The following is a 17,804-nucleotide window of genomic DNA, read 5'->3' as shown; positions in this document are numbered from 1 at the left end:
TCTGGATGGATTCGTACGGGGACCTCGTCGCAGCCGACGATGTGCTGCTCTTCGTCAACGCGGCGATCACCTCCACCGGCCAGCGTGAATTCCACAGCGACGCGGGCGAGCAGCGGCTGTCCTTGGACTTTCTCCATGCCTACATGCTGGGGAACTACCGTGACCTGTACGCCGGGGTTCTTGCGCTCGACATCAACGACTACAACGCAGTCCTCATCATCCGACGGCTGCTGGAGACCGGCGGTGAGGCCACTGCCGACCAGCGCCGCCGCGAGGGCCGTCTGATCGCGTCCCGTCTTGCGACGCTGCCGCCACCACGCGTGTACGGACTGTTCGATGCCCTGCGCCGGGGCAGGGTGAACAACCGTCGCAGCCGCGCGATCATGCGTGACTGGCTGTCCGCCCGCCACGACCTGGCGTTCGATGCCGTGAAGTACCGCAGCGGCCTCAAGCGTGCGCTTCGTCATGCACACCTGGCCCCCGCCACCGAAGAGCTGGGGACGTTCATGTTCGCGCCGTCGGCCCGCCCGCACTATGCGACCCCCCTCCTGGAGGCGTGGCGCCGCGCGCACTACGAGCAGGCCGCCCTGTACGAGCTGCCCTATACGGTTGCCGAGGGTTTCGCCGCCAAGTACGGCATCTCCCGGGATGTCTTCCTGGAGCGCATAGCTCCCCGGATGACCCGCCTGGAGACCTTGCGGCTGCAGGAGTCCGCGCACAAACGCGGGACCACAGGGGTACAAGCGGACCTGGCGGGGATGCCGCTGACCCGCCTGGCGACCTATGTGCTGTCGCTGCCGGTCGAGGACCGTCGGCGTCGGCGTGCCGAGTTGACCCACGCCCTGGAATCGGCCGCCGACCGGGTGGCCGACTTCCACCGGGGCAGCTGGGGCAAGGTCACCGCGGTCCTGGACGACAGCTTTTCCGCCTTCGGTTCGGTTCACAAGCGTCGTCGACCGCTGGCCGTGGCCCTGGCCTGCCATTATCTGCTCGCGGCCCTTGCCGGCGACTACACCGGGCTGTGGACGTCCGGGCGGACCGACGCGCTGCTGACCTATCCGTACGGGCCGACGCCGGTCGGCCGGCGGATCCTCGACGCGCTGGACACCGCCCCGTCCAGGCTGGTGATCGTCTCCGACGGATGGGACAACGCGCCTCCCGGCCTGGCCGCCGAGGTGCTGCGCATCTGGCGGACCCGGCTCGACCCCGAGCGTCGCACCAGCATCGTGCATCTCAACCCTGTCTACGACGCGGCCGATTTCGATGTGCGTCGGCTGTCGGCGACGGTGCCCACCGCGGGTATCCGTGACGCCGAGGACCTTCCCGCACTGGTGGAACTCGCCCAGTTCGCGGAAGGCCGGACCGGCCTGGCCGAACTGATCACTTACATGGACACCCGCGCGGCCCGGATGGTGAACGGACACCACCAGGAGCGGGCGCGATGACCACACTGGACCTGACCGGCCTGGCCACCCGCCCCTCCCAGGTCTGGAATGCCGTCCGACTGGTGCCGCTCGTGCGGGACGAACCTGTCGACGACCTCCGTCTGCACGCGCAGCTCCACGGTGATGCGGCCGGGCTGGTCGAGGTCAGCCCGCGCCATGCCTATTTCTCCTACATCCCGCATGGGTTCGTCGCCACGTGGACTGACGACGGCACGCCGGCAGCCGCCTACGGCACGCAGCTTTCCGCCGACGCCGGCTCGGCTCCCGCCGCCACGATGACCCTGCGCTTCCACCGCAGAACGGCCCGCCGTCAGGCCAAAGACCGGCTGCGGTTCCTCCCCGTGCACCTGGCACTGGAAGGCTACCTGGCACTGCACTTCGGCGGCCCCTCCCTCGCCTGGGAACAGTGGTCGCGGCGTGCGATCCGCCAAGGACTCTCTCCCCGCGTCGAGGAAGCCTTTACGGGTGCCGAAGTACGCGGGCTCGCCGACGCACTGCGCATCTTCGAGATCCACCCCAACCAGTGTGGCGTGATGGTCTATGTCGCCGACGCGCTCGCCGCCGCGTTCGCGGTCCCGCATCCCGACGACTACCGTGCGCTCCACCCAACGCTCCTGCAGGACCTGTACGGCGAACTGATCCACCACTACGCCACGCTGATGCCGCCGGTGCCGGACTTCCGGGCCCGCATACCTGACGCGCAGATCCGCTCCCTGACCGACCTGCGCACGGCAGTTGCCGAACAGGAACATGCCTGGACGCGTTTCCACGACACGACCATGGCGACCGGCCTGCTGGAACACGCGTACACCTGGCAGTCGGTCCACCGGATGGGACGCTTCACGCTCTCCCGCTTCCTGCCGCCGTTCCGCCCCAAGCAGGAGAACCACATCGGTGAGGCCATCACCGACGACAGGGGCAGGATCGCCTACCTCAAGACATTTCGCCTGTCGGAGAACCAGGTTCGTCGCGGTCACCTTCTGAGCAGGCTTGCCGCCAACGACTGGCACCTGGCGGACACCGCGGTCGATCTTGGTGTCGGTGAGGCTCAGCTGGGGCTGCGACTGGAGTCCGCCGGTTTCGGTTTCCTGCTCCGCCAGGACATCTTGGACGGATACCGCAAGCAGGGGCGAACCCTGGCCGGATGAGCGCGGCACGCGCTGGGCCCGCACTGCTCACACCCCGTCCGGTTCCGCGCGACGGACGTGCCCTCCGGCCGCGTAGAGCAGACGACGGATTCACCCACGGAGGGGACTGCACAGTGACAGCGCGTGCACTCAAGGGGGCACTGAGGGGTGCCAGGGGTACGGCGATCGCGGCGGCGGCGATGGCCGTTCTGACCGCGTCGCAGGCGCCGGGGGCGGTCTCGGCCGAGGCCGCGGAGCCCGCGCGGAAGGCGGCACCCGCCGAGCACGGCCCCAGTATGTCCGGCGACACCCCGTACCGCACCGGTCTTCCCCCGCTGCGGACGCGGAAGAAGGGCTCGGCACCGGGGGCGACGAGCGACGGCGCCCTGCCCGCGAGCGTGTTCGCCGCGTACCGGCGTGCCGAGGCGGAGCTGGCGCGCAGCGCGCCCGGCTGCCGGCTGCGCTGGCAGCTGCTGGCCGCGATCGGCCAGGTGGAGTCCGGGCAGGCATGGGGCGGCCGGGTGACCCCGGACGGTACGACCGTGACGCCCATCCTCGGCCCGCGGCTGACCGGCGGCGCCTTCGAGGCCGTACCGGACACCGACGGGGGCGCGTACGACGGGGACGCGGTGTACGACCGGGCGGTCGGCCCGATGCAGTTCATCCCGTCCACCTGGGCCCACTGGGGCGCGGACGGCAACGGCGACGGACGACGGGACCCGGACAACGTCTACGACGCGGCACTCGCCGCCGGCAGCTATCTGTGCGCGGGCGGCCGGGACCTGTCGAACACCGCAGACCTGGACCGGGCGATCCTGGGCTACAACCACTCCGACGCCTATCTGCGCACCGTCAAGGCCTGGTACGCGTACTACCTGACCGGGCACCGCGTGGTGCCGGACGCGTCCGGCGTGTCCCGGTCGGACCGGCCGAAGCCGTCCCGCCCGAAGAGGCCGAAGCCCTCGCCGACGAAGCCCTCGGACGACCGGAAGCCGGGCCCTGGTCCTTCGCGCACGCCGTCGACGCCGCCCGCCTCACCGTCACCCTCGCCCAGCCCGTCACGTACGGCCGGCGTCCCGAAGGCGTCCCCTACGGCGCCGGTCCCCGTCCCCGAGCCGGCCCTCACGCTGCCCGGCGGCGGTGTGCTGCCCGACACCGGGCCGCTGACCATCGGCAACGGCTAGAACACGATGGGCGCCTCCCCCTCCACAACCGCGCCTACTCGACGGTAATGTCGCCACCCGCCGGAAGCACAGGACCGGCGGTGAGTGCGAAGGGGCCCTCATGGCGACGGACATGCCTGCGGACACAGCGGCCGCCGACGAGCGTTGGCAGCGTATGTGGAGCCATCGCGAGCAGTTGCTCAAAGTGGCCCGGCGGCGCTCCATGAGCCAGGAGGACGCCGAGGACGCCGTACACGAGGCGATGCTGCGGGCCGCGGAACGCCCGGACCTCGACGACGAGCGGCTCGGCGCCTGGCTGACGACGGTGACGATGCGGCTGTGCGTCGACCGGTACCGGCAGGTCAACCGCGAGGCCGAGGCGGGCAGCCGCCCCACGCTCGTCGCGCCGGGCCCGGTACCCGTCGAGGAGGCGGTGTGCGACCGGGCCGAGGCGAAGTGGCTGGCCGTGCGCAGCGGTGAGCTGCCCGCCCGGCAGGCGGAGGCGCTCCGGCTGAAGTCCGAGGACCTGGACGTGAACCAGGTCGCGGTGCGGATGGGGCTCAGCTACCGGACCGTCGAGTCGCTGCTCGCCCGGGCCCGGCGGACGCTGCGCGCTTCGCTGGCCGGGACGCTCGGAGTGATGCTGTTCCTGGTCGGGCGCGGACGGCTGCGCGGGGGCGGCAAGGCCCAGGCGGTCGCGGTCTCCTCGACGGCGGCGACCCTGGTGGTGGCGGGGTTCGTGCTGCCGTACGCGCTCAATGCGGGAGGAAACGGGAACAGTGCGGCGCCGCGGCCGGCCGTGTCCGGTGACGCGCAGGTCCGGCGCAGCGAGGCGACGGGCCCGGGGCGCACCCCCAAACCGCGCACCTCCTCGCCCCCGGCGCCCGGGGCCTGGGGCCGGACTCCCTCACCCACCGGGGGAACGTCCCTGCCGCTGCCGGTGTCCGTGCCGTCCCTGCCGGACGTGTCCTCGTCCCCGCTCCCGGAGCTGTCGGCGCCTCAGGTCCCGCGGGTGCCCGACGTGCCGAAGGTGCCGGACCTGCCGGACCTGCCGACGAGCTCGGCCGCCCCGCCGGTCCCGTCGCTTCCCCCGGCCCCGGCGGTACCGGTCACCGCGCCATCCGCCCCCACCCCGAGGACGCCTTCGGGCACGCCGTCGCCGAAGCTGCCGTAGCCGGCCGTAGCACGCCGTAAACGCGCCCGAAAAAAATTTCCCGGTCGCCGCGACGGACGCCCCGCCCCTCCCCGTAGAGCAGATGTCGGAGCTGCTCCACGGGCGAAGGGTGGAACCGGATGGGTGTCGAGATCTGTGTGGAAGGGCTGACCAAGTCCTTCGGACACCAGGTCATCTGGCAGGACGTCTCGCTGACGCTGCCTGCCGGGGAGGTCTCGGTGATGCTCGGCCCCTCGGGGACGGGCAAGTCGGTGTTCCTCAAGACGCTCGTGGGGCTGCTGAAGCCGGAGCGCGGATCCATCACGATCCAGGGCCGGGACATCACCAAGCTCCGTGAGCGCGACCTGTACGAGGTGCGGAAGCTGTTCGGCGTGCTGTTCCAGGACGGCGCGCTGTTCGGATCGATGAACCTGTACGACAACATCGCCTTCCCGCTGCGCGAGCACACCCGCAAGTCCGAGAGCGAGATCAAGCGGATCGTCCTGGAAAAGATGGACATGGTCGGGCTGATCGGCGCGGAGGAGAAGCTGCCCGGCGAGATCTCCGGCGGTATGCGCAAGCGTGCCGGGCTCGCCCGCGCCCTGGTCCTCGACCCGGAGATCATCCTGTTCGACGAGCCGGACTCGGGCCTGGACCCGGTGCGCGTGGCCTACCTCAACCAGCTCATCGTCGACCTCAACGCACAGATCGACGCGACCTTCCTGATCGTCACCCACGACATCGCCTCGGCCCGCCAGGTCCCGGACAACATCGGGCTGCTGTTCCGGCGCGAGCTGGTGCTGTTCGGGCCCCGCGAGCAGCTGCTGACCAGTGACGAGCCGGTCGTACGGCAGTTCCTGAACGGCCGGATGCAGGGGCCGATCGGCATGGCGGAGGAGAAGGACGCGGCCCAGGTCGAGCAGGAACTGGCCCAGATCGACGAGGGCGGTCCGGCCGACGCGCTGACCCCCCGCCTGCTGCCCGGTCCCGGCATCACCCGCCCGCCCCGCTGGGAGGCGATCGCGAGACGCGAGGCCCAGCTGCACGGGACGGGGGTGACGGGCACATGAGGCTCTCCCCGACGGGTGCGCTCCGGCACTCGGGCAACCTGTTCGCGATGGCGCTGGACGTCGTCCGCACCCTGCCCCGACGGCCCTTCCAGGCACGCGAGTTCATCCAGCAGGCGTGGTTCGTCGCCAGCGTCACGATCCTGCCGACGGCGCTGGTCTCGATCCCCTTCGGGGCGGTCATCGCGCTGCAGATCGGCAGCCTGACCCGGCAGCTCGGCGCGCAGTCCTTCTCCGGTGCCGCGTCCGTGCTCGCCGTGCTGCGCGAGGCCTCGCCGATCGTCACCGCGCTGCTGATCGCGGGCGCGGGCGGCACGGCGATCTGCGCGGACCTCGGGGCCCGCAAGATCCGCGACGAGATCGACGCGATGCAGGTGCTCGGCATCGACCCGATCCACCGGCTCGTCGTACCGCGGGTGCTGGCGTCGATGGTCGTGGCCGTGCTGCTCAACGGCCTCGTCTCGGTGGTCGGTGTCGCGGGCGGCTACTTCTTCAACGTCGTCCTCCAGCACGGCACGCCCGGCGCCTACCTGGCGTCCTTCACCACCCTCGCCCAGCTGTCCGACCTGTGGGCGGCGGAGATCAAGGCGCTGGTGTTCGGGGCCATCGCGGCGATCGTCGCCTCTTACAAGGGGCTGACGGCGCAGGGCGGTCCGAAGGGCGTGGGCGATGCCGTCAACCAGTCCGTGGTGATCACCTTCATGTTGCTGTTCGTGACCAACTTCGTGATGACCGCGGTGTACTTCCAGGTCGTCCCGCAGAGGGGTTAGCCGATGAGACCGCAAAGACTCCTCGATCGCCCGTTGCGCTCACTCGAAGAGCTGGGCACCCAACTGTCCTTCTACGGGCGTTCGTTGGCGTGGACGGGCCGCACCCTGCGCCGCTACAAGAAGGAGATCCTGCGGCTGCTCGCCGAGGTGAGCTTCGGCCGCGGCGCGCTCGCCGTCGTCGGCGGCACGGTCGGCGTGATCGCCTTCCTCTCCTTCTTCACCGGCACGGAGGTCGGCCTCCAGGGCTACGCGGCCCTCAACCAGCTCGGCACCTCCAACTTCGTGGCGTTCCTGTCGGCGTACTTCAACACCCGGGAGATCGCCCCGCTGGTGGCCGGACTCGCCCTGTCGGCGACGGTCGGCGCCGGGTTCACCGCGCAGCTCGGCGCGATGCGGATCAGCGAGGAGACCGACGCGCTGGAGGTGATGGGCGTCCCGTCGCTGCCGTTCCTGGTGACGACACGGATGATCGCCGGCTTCGTCGCGGTGATCCCGCTGTACGTGATCGGGCTGCTGTCCTCGTACCTGGCCGCCCGCACCATCACCACCGGCTACTACGGGCAGTCGACGGGCACGTACGACCACTACTTCCACCAGTACCTGCCGCCCGTCGACGTGTTCTGGTCCTTCGGCAAGGTGATCGTCTTCGCCGTACTGATCATCCTGGTGCACTGCTACTACGGCTACCACGCGAGCGGCGGCCCGGCGGGCGTCGGCGTCGCGGTGGGCCGGGCGGTGCGGACCTCGATCGTCGCCATCAACGTCCTGGACTTCTTCCTCAGCCTCGCGATCTGGGGCGCCAACACGACCGTACGGATAGCGGGGTGACAGCGGTGCGCATGCGCAGAATGAGACTCAGGCTGTACGGCATCACGTTCCTCGCCGTGCTCGCGCTGCTGCTGTCGCTCGCGGTGGCCGTCTACCAGCAGGCGTTCACCTCCGTCGTACCGATCACCCTGGAGGCCGGCACCCTCGGCAACCAGCTCGATCCACGGGCCGACGTCAAGCTGCGCGGGCTGCTGGTCGGCGAGGTGCGCGAGGTGCACGCGGACGGCACGAAGGCCACGCTCGACATCGCGCTCAAGCCGCAGTACGTCGCGTACATCCCCTCCGACGTGCACGCGCGGCTGCTGCCGAAGACGCTGTTCGGCGAGAAGTACGTGGACCTGGTGCCGCCCGCGCACACCTCTGAGCGGCCCATCCGCGCCGGGGACGTCATCACCCAGGACCGCACGAAGGTCGGCATCGAGGTGCAGCAGCTGATGAACGACCTGTTGCCGCTGCTGCGCACGGTCCGGCCGGGTGAGCTCAACGCGACGCTCTCGGCGTTCGCCACCGCGCTGGAGGGCCGCGGCAACCGGATCGGCGACAACCTCACCCGGGTCGAGGGCTATCTGCGCCGCCTCAACCCGCACCTGCCCTCCCTCAAGGAGGACATCTCGCGGTTCGCGGACGTCGCCGAGGTCTACGGCGACGCCGCGCCCGACCTGATGCGGATCCTGCGCAACACGGTCACCACCAGCCGGACGATCGTGGAGAAGCAGGACCAGCTGGCCGCAGGGCTCCGCTCGACCGCTGCCATGGCGGGCACGGCGAACGACTTCCTGTCCGAGAACGGCGACCGGCTGATCACCCTGGGCCGGGTCTCCCGCCCCACGCTGGAACTGTTCGCTCGCTACTCCCCCGAGTACCCGTGCCTGTTCCAGGGACTGGTCCGGCAGGAGAGGGCGTCGGAGGACGCGTTCCGGGGCGGCGAGATGCGGATCACCCTTGAGGTCGTCCGGCCGCAGGGGGCGTACCGGCCCGGTGAGGAGCCGGTGTACGGCGAGCGGTCCGGCCCTGACTGCCGCGGTCTGCCGCACCCTCAGGTGCCCGGGCCGAAACCCCATCTCAACGACGGTACGTCCGCCGGAGGTTCCGGCGGCGCACTCCCCGGAGGTGTCGACGTGTCCGCCACCCGGGCCGAGCAGCGGGCCGTCGGCTCGCTCGTGGCCCCCGTCATGGGCGTCCCCGCGGACCAGGTGCCGCCCGTCACGACCCTGTTGTTCGGGCCGCTCGCGCGCGGAACGGCGGTGAGCGTCGCATGAGCAGGTCAGGAGCCCGGCAGACGGCCGCCCCGCTGGTCAAGTTCAGCCTCTTCGCACTGGTCACGATCGCGGCGACGGCGCTGCTCGCCGCCACCATCGTCAACATCTCCTTCACCCCGAAGGACACCTTCCACGCGGTGTTCACCGACGTCACCGGGCTGGAGACCGGCGACGACATCCGGGTGGCCGGAGTGCGGGTCGGAGAGGTGGAGGGCATCCGGATCAAGGACCGGACCCTGGCGGAGGTCACGTTCAGCGTCAGCGCGGACCGGCCGCTGCTCGCGGGGACCCACGCGGTCGTCCGCTACCGCAACCTGGTCGGGCAGCGGTACATCGCGCTCACCGAGGGCCCCGGCGACGTCACCGCCCGGCTGCGGCCGGGCGGCACCATCCCGCTGTCCCGGACCCAGCCGGCGCTGGACCTCAACGCCCTGCTGAACGGCTTCAAGCCGCTGTTCGCCGCGCTCAGCCCGAGCGACGTCAACCAGCTCGCCACCGAGATCGTCCAGACCCTCCAGGGCGAGGGCGGCACGGTGAACAGCCTGCTGGCGCACACGGCCTCACTCACCACCACCCTCGCCGACCGCGACAAGCTGATCGGCTCGGTGATCGACAACCTCAACACCGTCCTGGCGACGCTCGACAAACGCGGCTCCCGCTTCTCCGACCTGCTCACGCAGCTGCGCCGGGTGGTCTCGGGACTGTCCGCCGACCGCAAGCCCATCGGGGAGTCGCTGGTGAGCATCGGCGACCTCACGGACGTCACGTCGGGGCTGCTGAAGGACGCGCGTCCCCCGCTGAAGGACGACATCGCCGGGCTCGGCGATCTCACCGGAACGCTGAACAAGAACGAGAACACCGTGGAGGGCGTCCTGAAGCGGCTGCCGAACAAGCTCAACAAGCTGACGGGGACGGCCTCGTACGGCTCGTGGTTCAACTTCTACCTCTGCGACTTCGACGGCCGGATCGTGCTGCCGAAGACCAAGCAGGTGATCACCCCGGACCTGCACGTGGCGCGGGCGAGGTGTGGCGGATGAGACTGCGTGTCCCACGGCAGCGCCGTCCCGAGCCCCTGGTGAAGGTACGGGTCCTGCCACCGAAGCTGCCGCAACTCCCCCGGCTGCTGCCCAGGCGCAAGACCCGCCCCCAGCCGTTGGTCAAGGTGCGCGTCCTGCCGCCGAAGCTGCCCGGCATCCGGCTGGGGCGCCCACGCCTGAAGCCCTTCCGGGAGCGGAACCCGGTCGTCGTCGGCGCTGTCGGCCTCACCGTCCTCGCGCTGCTCACCGTTGCCGCCTTCAACGCCGACAGCCTGCCGCTGATCGGCGGCGGCGACACCTACAGCGCGGCCTTCTCCGAGGCCGGCGGGCTCAAGCCGGGCGACGAGGTACGCATCGCCGGGGTCAAGGTCGGCAAGGTCGAGGGCGTCGACCTGGACGGCGACCACGTCAAGGTCACCTTCAAGGTGAAGGGCCACCCGGGGTTCGGCACCGACACGGGCGCGGCGATCCGCGTCAAGACGATCCTCGGCGCGAAGTACCTGGCCCTGTACCCGAAAGGGCACGGCCAGTTGGAGCCGGGCAGCGAGATTCCGCTCGGGCGGACCGTGTCGGCGTACGACGTCGTCCAGGCCTTCAGCGACCTGACGACCACCAGCGAGAAGGTCGACACGGACCGGCTCGCGAAGGCGCTGGACACGATCTCCGTCACCTTCCAGGACTCTCCCGCGGAGGTGCGGGCGTCGGTCAGGGGACTGTCGCGGATCTCCCGGACGGTCGCCTCCCGTGACAAGGCACTGCACGGGCTCCTCGACCGTGCGAACGGAGTCACCAAGGTGCTGGCCGGTCACACGAAGGACTTCTCCGCGCTGGTCAAGGACGGTGACGCGCTGTTCAAGGAGATCGACAAGCGGCGCGCGGCGATCCACACGCTGCTCAAGAGTTCCGCGCTGCTGGGCATCGAGCTGTCCGGCCTGGTCGACGACAACAGCAAGGAGATCGGGCCCGCACTGAAGAACCTCAACACCTTCGTGCGGATGCTCGCACGCAACCAGACGAGCCTCGACCGCAGCGTCAGGCTCCTCGCCCCCTACGTACGGCTCTTCACCAACACCCTCGGCAACGGCCGCTGGTTCGACTCCTACGTCCAGAACCTGGTCGCCGCCCCGGTCACGCCACGGACGGGAGGCACCCGGTGATCCGCAGACTCCTGGCCCTGTTCACCGCGCTCGCGGTCGTCGTCGGTCTCGCCGTCGTCCTGTGGCCGGGCCCCGCCCCCGTCCGCGTCACGGCGTACTTCCCGCGCACCGTCGGCATCTACCCCGGCTCCGACGTCCGCGTCCTCGGCGTCCGCATCGGCGAGGTCAGGAAGATCACGCCGGAGGGCGGCCGGGTGCGGGTGGAGCTGGAGTACGACCGGGGCCGCAAGGTCCCCGCCGACGCCCAGGCCGCCATCGTCAACTCCTCGGTGGTCAGCGACCGTTACGTGCAGCTGCTGCCGGTGTACCGCAAGGGCGCGGTCATGCGGGACGGAGACGTCATCCCCGAGTCCCGTACGGCCGTCCCCGTCGAGCTGGACCGGATCTTCGACAGCCTGCACACCACCGCCGATGCGCTCGGCCCGAACGGTGCCAACAAGAAGGGCTCACTGTCCCGGCTGCTCGGGGTGAGCGCCGACAACCTCCGGGGCCAGGGCAAGAACCTCAACCAGACCGTGGAGGACCTGTCCCAGGCGGTCACCACGCTGTCCGACGGGCGCGGCGACCTGTTCGGGACCGTGCGGAACCTTCAGGTGTTCACGGCGGCGCTGGCGGCGGACGACACCAGCGTGCGGTCGTTCAACACCGACCTCGCGACCGCGGCCGGGCAGCTCGCCGGGGAGCGCAAGGATCTCGCGGCGGCGCTGAAGTACCTGGCCGCCGCGCTCGGGGACGTGTCCGGCTTCGTGAAGGGCAATAAGAAGGCGCTGACCTCGGACGTCCAGGGCCTGGCCAAGGTCACCAAGGTCCTCGTCACCCAACGGGCCGCACTGGAGGAACTGATGACCGTCGCCCCCACGGGCCTGTCGAACCTGCAGAACGCCTACAACCCGGCCGCCGGCACCCTCGACACCCGCAACAACGCACAGACGTCGCAGGATCCGTCGGCCCTGCTCTGCTCGATCCTGAAGACGACCGGCGACGACCACGACAACTGTGCCGGACTGAAGAAGCTCTTCGACTCCCTGCCCAAGGTCCCGTCGGCCCCGGCGTCGACGGGCACGGTCGACAAGACCCTCGGCGGAATCCTGGGGGCACCGGCATGAGCACACTGCGCAAGGGGCAGGTGGCCGCCTGGACGGCGGCCGGCTCGCTGCTGCTGACCGGCTGCGAGTTCAACGGCTGGTACGACGTCCCGCTCCCCGGCGGTGCCGCCTCGGACGGCCACGCCTACCACGTCACCGTCGACTTCCGGGACGTACTGGACCTGGTGCCGCAGTCGGCGGTCAAGGTCGACAACGTCACCGTGGGCGCGGTCGAGAAGGTGGAACTGGACGGCTGGCACGCCCGCGTACGGCTCAGGATCGCCGACTCGGTGAAGCTGCCCGGCAACGCGGTCGCCGACCTGAGGCAGACCAGCATGCTCGGCGAGAAGTACGTCGCCCTGTCCGCACCGGCCGGCACCGCGCCCGTCGGACGGCTCCGCGACGGCGACCGCATCCCGCTGTCCCGCAGCGGCCGCAACCCGGAGGTCGAGGAGGTGCTGTCGGCCCTGTCCGCGCTGCTCAACGGCGGCGGGGTGGCCCAGCTGAAGACGATCACCGTCGAGCTGAACAAGGCTCTGAACGGCCGCGAGGACCGGGTCAGGTCCCTGCTGAAGCAGCTCGACACGTTCCTCGGCGGCCTCGACGACCAGCGGGCGGAGATCGTGCGCGCGCTGAAGGGCGTCGACCGGCTGGCGAAGCGGCTGAAGAACGAGAAGAAGACGATCGCCCTGGCCGTCGACACCATGCCGCCCGCCCTGAAGGCCCTCGCCGACCAGCGCAAGGACCTGACGAAGATGCTCACCGCCCTGGCCGGCCTCGGCAGGACCGGCACCAGGGTGGTCAACGCCTCCCACGACGACACGGTCGCCAACCTGAAGAAGCTCCGGCCCATCCTGCAGGAGCTGAACAAGGCGGGCGACGACCTGCCCAACTCCCTTGAGATCCTCACCACTTACCCGTTCCCGCGCAACGCGACGGACGCCATCAAGGGCGACTACGTCAATCTGAAGATCACCGCCGACCTCGACCTGGCGGGCCTCTACGGCAACGTCACCGACAAGCCGGGCAAGGGCCGGAAGTCCCCGGCCCCCGGGACGCCGCACCTTCCCGGCGTCCCCACCCCCACCCCTCTGCCGTCCATCCCGTCCGTCCCGTCCCTGCCGTCCGCCCCGTCCGTGCCTTCCGCGCCCTCCGCACCCGCCGTGCCCTCGACGCCCTCCGACGGCAGCACCCTGCTGTGCCCGCCGGTGTGCACCGCCGCCTACGGCACCGGGGGCGGCGCGCGTCGGCTCCCGCCCGGGATCGATCTCGGCCTCGCCGAGCTGATGCTGAAGGGGATACTGCCGTGATCACACGTACGGTCAGGGCCCAGCTGCTCGCCTTCGCGACCGTCACCGCCCTCGGGGTGTCGTACGTCGGCGCCCGCTACACGGGCCTCGTGGACGACGTCCTGCACCGCGGGTACACCGTGCGCGCCGACTTCGCCGAGTCCGGGGGCGTCTTCCCCGGCGCCGAGGTCACCTACCGGGGTGTGCCGGTGGGCCGCGTGGGCGCTCTGCAGCTGACCGGGTCCGGGGTCTCGGTGGCGCTGAAGATCGAGGACGGCGCCCCGAGGATCCCCGCCGACACGCTCGCGGTGGTCGCCGACCGTTCGGCGGTGGGCGAGCAGTACGTCGACCTCCAGCCACGGCGGTCGGGCGGCCCGTACCTCATGGACGGCAGTCCGATCCCGCGCAGCCGTACCCGGACCCCGCTGCCGGTCACCGACCTGGTCCTCAGCCTCGACCGGCTGGTCAACTCGGTCGGCAAGGACGATCTGCGGGTCACCGTCGACGAGCTGGGCAAGGCGTTCTCCGGCACCGGACCGAACCTGAGCCGGCTGGTGGACTCCGGCAACGCGCTGGTGGAGTCGGCGTCCGCGTCGCTCCCCCAGACGGTCTCGCTGATCGAGGACTCGCGGAAGGTGCTCAAGACCCAGGCCGACCAGGGCTCGGCCATCAAGTCGTTCTCCCGCGACCTGGCCACGCTCACCGAGCAGCTGAAGTCGAGCGACGGCGACCTGCGCCGGCTGATCGGCAACACACCACCCGCCACGCAGCAGTTGGACTCCTTGCTGAAGTCCACCCGGCCGCACGTGCCGGTGCTGCTGGCCAACCTCATCAGCGGCGGCCAGATCACCGTGGCCCGGCTGCCCGGCGTCGAACAGGCCCTGGTCACGCTCCCGCTCACGGTCGCGGGCAGCTACACGGTCATCCCCGGCGACGGCACCACCCACTTCGGGCTGACCGTGAACGCCGACGACCCGCCCGCGTGCACCCAGGGCTACGGCACCCAGCGGCGCGACCCCGCCGACACCGGCACGCGCCCGGCGAACACCGCCGCGCACTGCACGGCACCGCGCGGCAGCAAGACCTCGGTGCGCGGAGCACAGAACGCGCCCGGCGCGACGTCCGGTTCGGCCGGCGCGAACCAGGCCGCGTTCGTGGCCCCGTACGACCCGGAGACCGGCACCGTGACCGGCCCGGACGGAACGCCCGTCGAGATCGGCTCGGCGGGCGGCGAACAGACCGTGTTCGGAAAGGAGTCGTGGCAATGGCTGCTCGTGGGACCGATGGCATGACAGGGGGACGCGCGAGGCTGCTGTCGGCGGTGCTCGTCGCCGCGACCGTGCTGACGACCGTGCTGGCCGTCTGGCTGGGCCTGAAGTCGGCCGACCAGCACGCGGCGGAGCAGCGCCGTCAGGACATCCTGGCGGCGGCCCGCCAGTCGGCGCTGAACTTCACCTCGCTCGACTACCGGCACTACGACCGGGACAGCCGCACCGTGCTGAAGGGCGCCACCGGCGACTTCAGGAAACAGTTCGCCGCGCAGACCGCGCAGCTGACGAAGCTCGTCGCCCAGAACAAGTCGGTGTCCGAGGGGCAGGTCCTGGAAGCGGGCATCGTGCGGTCCGACGCGCGCTCGGCCCGGGTCCTGGTCGTGGCCGACAGCAAGGTGACCAACACCGCCGCGCCGGAGGGCCAGGCGCGCACCTACCGGCTCCAGCTCGACCTCGTGCGCGTGGCCGGCCGCTGGCTGACCTCCGACGTCACGTTCGTCGGCTGACCCACCCCTGAGGCCATCAATGAGGAGAGACACCGTGGCGAACCCGACCTCCCGCACCCGCGGAACCGGCTCCCCGGCCCGCCGCACCATGACCGCGGCCGCCCGCGCGGCGGCCAAGCGCGCCGGACGGCCGGCGCGCCCCGAGCACGCTGCCCGCCAGGAAGAGGAAGCCGCCCCCGGACGCACCCTGCTCGTCGAGCCCCCGGCGGACGGCTGGGAGGACCCGCCGGAGCCCGCGCCCTTCGAGGACGAGCCGGAGGAGAGCGCGCCCTCGCGCAGGATCGGGCGGAGCGTGCTCACCGCCGTACTGGGCGTCGTCCTCGTGGCGGCCCTGGTCGTGGCCGCCGTCCTCGGGTGGCAGTACCGGCAGGGGCGGCAGGCGGAGCAGGCCCGCGGCGAGGCCCTCGCGGCCGCGCAGAAGGCCGCGCCGGTCGTGCTGTCGTACGACTACCGGCACCTGGACCGGGACTTCGCCCGGGCTCGCGCCCTGCTGACCGGGCACTTCCGCGACCAGTACGGCAGGACGACGAAGACGGTGGTCGCGCCGACCGCGACGAAGTACCACGGCGTGGTGAAGGCAACCGTGGCCACACCCTCCGACGGCGGCGCCCCTGCTGCCTCCGTCGTGTCGGCCACCCCGGACAAGGCGGTCGTGCTGCTCTTCGTCAACCAGATCACCGAGAGCACGCAGGTCCCACAGCCCCGGCTGGACCTCAACCGGGTGCGACTGACACTCACCCGCACCTCCGACGGCTGGAAGGTGAGCGGCGTCGACGCCCTCTGACCAGGCATGTGCACGCACGGCGATTCGGTGAAAACCGTTGACCGCCCAGTCCCAGAAGCGTGAGCGAGGCCTCACATCAGAACGACGCGGTCGTCCCAGCCGTTGCCCGTCACCTTCTCGAACCACAGGCGTGCGGTGCCGTCGACGACGGCTGCCAGACACAGTCTCCATCCAGCTCCCTCGGCGACAGTGACCTGCGTCGCGTCAGAGGACTCCTTGATGAGCCTCCATGCGCTGTCCTCAGCGTCTCCCGTCATGACCAGTACGCCCTCCGGTCCGGCCAGTGCCACCGTGGGGCCGCCTCGATGTCCGACAGCCGTGACGTCGTACACCGGCTGTGTGGTGGCCAGGGTGACTGGGGTGTCCCAGCCCATGCCGTCATGTTCCACACGTTCCGGCGGGCCGGAAGGGAAGTTCAGCACGGCCTCAAGGTTGCCCCAGCGGTTCACCGCGAGGGCCGCCTGATCGGCCCGCCGGCCGTGCACGAGTTCTCGATCAGGCGGCGGATGGGGCTGGCCTTGTCCCAGCCGTAGACACGACACGGCGCTCCCGTCGTCGACGAGTACGGCGGTGTTGCCGTCTGTATCGCGGGCCGCCGCCAAAACGCGTTCAGCCGGTGTCTGCTCCACCCGTTGCCGTACGGGCTCGCCACCGTCCGCCGGGCACCGCACGGCGTACAGGGCGCCGTCGTGTGCCGTCCAGCCGATGAGGTTCCCTTCAGGGGTGCAGCAGACGGCGAGCCCAGCGGCCCCCACAAGCCCCGTGCGCCAGCCGGACGCGTCGCCGACGTGGAGATCGCCGGCACGGTCGAGAGCAAAGACGACCGGGCGTCCGGTGCCGGTGTACTGGATCGCGACCTTGTGGACTCCGCGCGGTGCGCCCTCGTCAGGGGGCAGCGCTTCGGTAAGGGGAGCGGGTCCCGGCACTCGGAGGAACTCCACGCCGCCCGCCCCGCCCGCAGCCACGATCAAGCCACGTGTGCTCCCGGCCAGGATGTCCACGCACTGGTGTCGCGCCGGGCGTCCGCCGTCCCGCAGCAATGCGCGCAGCCGTTCCGCCCATGGCAGCAACTTCGAGGGACGCTGCGCTGGATCGTCCGCCAGCGGCAGGGCGGCGTGTGTGGCAGTCTCCGCGGAGTAGCCGGCGTGCGTCAGTTCTTCCTCGAACTGGCTGCGCGCGCCGCCGGGAACCGCCTCGGGAGCCACGCCGAGCAACGCTTCCCTGGCCAGCACCCCCACCGCATAGCGCTCGGCTTCGATCGTGGTCAGGTGCAGGTCGGGCACCTTCTCCAGAGCCACGTAGCCCTTGGTGTACACGGGTGCGGTACGCGGGACGCCCGCGCGGTGCAGAAAGGCGAGGTCGATGAGCTGGACCCGGTGGCTCCGGGTGATCATGACGTTGCCCGACGAGATGTCCCCGTGAATCCAGCCGCGGTCGTGCAGACGGTCCACCAGTGCGCACAGCCGTACCAGGACGTCGGCTACTTCGAGGGGATCGGGGTTGCGTTCCGCCCACTGCCGCAGGTTGCAGCCATCACACCAGGGCGTCACCAGGTAGGAGGAGTACGTGCCGGATTCCGTCCCGGGCCAATGGGGTGAAGGACCGACGATGGCAATCGGCGCGACGAGGCCCTCGATCGCCAGGTTGATGGCGTTGGCGGCACAGTCCTCCCAGCGCCCCTGCCACTTCCGCAGCTCGGTCGGGTCGCTCTGGGGTGGAAGGACCTTGACCATCCAGTCGGAGACCTCACCGGACCGATCGATGCGGCGGGCGCGCCAGGACTCGCCCTCCCCTCCACGGGCGATGTACTTGTCGAGGATGTACTGGTCGGGGTTCTCCCGGCTACCGAGACACATGCCGGGC

At 70.7% G+C, this 17,804-nt stretch carries 16 protein-coding genes; 15 read left to right on the top strand and 1 reads right to left on the bottom strand.

The genetic code is table 11. The annotated features are described in order from the left end of the window. Positions 1-5 precede the first annotated feature (5 nt). The 15 genes from ABZ624_RS05315 (at position 6) to ABZ624_RS05245 (ending at position 15,941) form a co-directional block, all read left to right on the top strand. The gene (locus ABZ624_RS05315; RefSeq protein ID WP_360082781.1) at positions 6-1,445 is read left to right on the top strand and encodes a hypothetical protein; all 1,440 of its coding nucleotides are present in this window, start codon (positions 6-8) and stop codon (positions 1,443-1,445) included. Continuing rightward, positions 1,442-2,593, top strand: a complete 1,152-nt coding sequence (locus ABZ624_RS05310) for a hypothetical protein (protein ID WP_360082779.1) — start codon at positions 1,442-1,444, stop codon at positions 2,591-2,593. Before ABZ624_RS05315 ends, ABZ624_RS05310 begins: the two co-directional genes overlap by 4 nt. 179 nt (positions 2,594-2,772) lie before the next feature. Next, positions 2,773-3,756: a lytic transglycosylase domain-containing protein gene (locus ABZ624_RS05305; RefSeq protein ID WP_360083209.1), complete on the top strand. Its 984-nt coding sequence runs from the start codon at positions 2,773-2,775 to the stop codon at positions 3,754-3,756. Between the two features lie 100 nt (positions 3,757-3,856). Further along, the gene (locus ABZ624_RS05300; RefSeq protein WP_360082777.1) at positions 3,857-4,909 is read left to right on the top strand and encodes a sigma-70 family RNA polymerase sigma factor; all 1,053 of its coding nucleotides are present in this window, start codon (positions 3,857-3,859) and stop codon (positions 4,907-4,909) included. A 119-nt stretch (positions 4,910-5,028) separates the two neighbouring features. After that, positions 5,029-5,958: an ABC transporter ATP-binding protein gene (locus tag ABZ624_RS05295; protein WP_360082775.1), complete on the top strand. Its 930-nt coding sequence runs from the start codon at positions 5,029-5,031 to the stop codon at positions 5,956-5,958. After that, positions 5,955-6,725: an ABC transporter permease gene (locus ABZ624_RS05290; RefSeq protein WP_093478077.1), complete on the top strand. Its 771-nt coding sequence runs from the start codon at positions 5,955-5,957 to the stop codon at positions 6,723-6,725. The genes ABZ624_RS05295 and ABZ624_RS05290 overlap by 4 nt, the downstream gene beginning before the upstream one ends. Positions 6,726-6,728: 3 nt before the next feature. Continuing rightward, entirely contained in the window at positions 6,729-7,553 is an 825-nt protein-coding gene (locus ABZ624_RS05285) for an ABC transporter permease (protein WP_360082773.1), read from the top strand. 11 nt (positions 7,554-7,564) lie between these two features. Beyond that, positions 7,565-8,812 carry an MCE family protein gene (locus ABZ624_RS05280; RefSeq protein ID WP_360082771.1) on the top strand — a complete coding sequence of 416 codons (1,248 nt, stop codon included), beginning with the start codon at positions 7,565-7,567 and terminating at the stop codon, positions 8,810-8,812. After that, positions 8,809-9,849 (top strand): MCE family protein, encoded by a 1,041-nt coding sequence (locus ABZ624_RS05275; protein ID WP_360082769.1) that lies wholly within the window; start codon positions 8,809-8,811, stop codon positions 9,847-9,849. Before ABZ624_RS05280 ends, ABZ624_RS05275 begins: the two co-directional genes overlap by 4 nt. Positions 9,850-10,025: 176 nt before the next feature. Beyond that, positions 10,026-11,006: an MCE family protein gene (locus ABZ624_RS05270; RefSeq protein ID WP_360083207.1), complete on the top strand. Its 981-nt coding sequence runs from the start codon at positions 10,026-10,028 to the stop codon at positions 11,004-11,006. Beyond that, positions 11,003-12,112, top strand: coding sequence for an MCE family protein (locus tag ABZ624_RS05265; protein ID WP_360082767.1), 1,110 nt, complete (start codon positions 11,003-11,005; stop codon positions 12,110-12,112). Before ABZ624_RS05270 ends, ABZ624_RS05265 begins: the two co-directional genes overlap by 4 nt. Continuing rightward, the gene (locus ABZ624_RS05260; protein ID WP_360082765.1) at positions 12,109-13,401 is read left to right on the top strand and encodes an MCE family protein; all 1,293 of its coding nucleotides are present in this window, start codon (positions 12,109-12,111) and stop codon (positions 13,399-13,401) included. The genes ABZ624_RS05265 and ABZ624_RS05260 overlap by 4 nt, the downstream gene beginning before the upstream one ends. After that, positions 13,398-14,672, top strand: a complete 1,275-nt coding sequence (locus ABZ624_RS05255; RefSeq protein ID WP_360082763.1) for an MlaD family protein — start codon at positions 13,398-13,400, stop codon at positions 14,670-14,672. The genes ABZ624_RS05260 and ABZ624_RS05255 overlap by 4 nt, the downstream gene beginning before the upstream one ends. Beyond that, positions 14,669-15,157: a hypothetical protein gene (locus ABZ624_RS05250; RefSeq protein ID WP_360082761.1), complete on the top strand. Its 489-nt coding sequence runs from the start codon at positions 14,669-14,671 to the stop codon at positions 15,155-15,157. Before ABZ624_RS05255 ends, ABZ624_RS05250 begins: the two co-directional genes overlap by 4 nt. 34 nt (positions 15,158-15,191) lie before the next feature. Continuing rightward, positions 15,192-15,941, top strand: a complete 750-nt coding sequence (locus ABZ624_RS05245; RefSeq protein ID WP_360082759.1) for a hypothetical protein — start codon at positions 15,192-15,194, stop codon at positions 15,939-15,941. A 71-nt stretch (positions 15,942-16,012) separates the two neighbouring features. On the opposite strand, the gene ABZ624_RS05240 is transcribed toward ABZ624_RS05245, so the two are convergent. Continuing rightward, positions 16,013-17,797, bottom strand: a complete 1,785-nt coding sequence (locus ABZ624_RS05240) for a protein kinase (RefSeq protein ID WP_360082757.1) — start codon at positions 17,795-17,797, stop codon at positions 16,013-16,015. Positions 17,798-17,804 lie beyond the last annotated feature (7 nt).

The organism is Streptomyces sp. NPDC007205 (assembly GCF_040634095.1).
In the GTDB taxonomy this organism is placed as follows: Bacteria; Actinomycetota; Actinomycetes; order Streptomycetales; family Streptomycetaceae; genus Streptomyces.
This window is presented reverse-complemented; position numbering and strand designations above follow the sequence as displayed.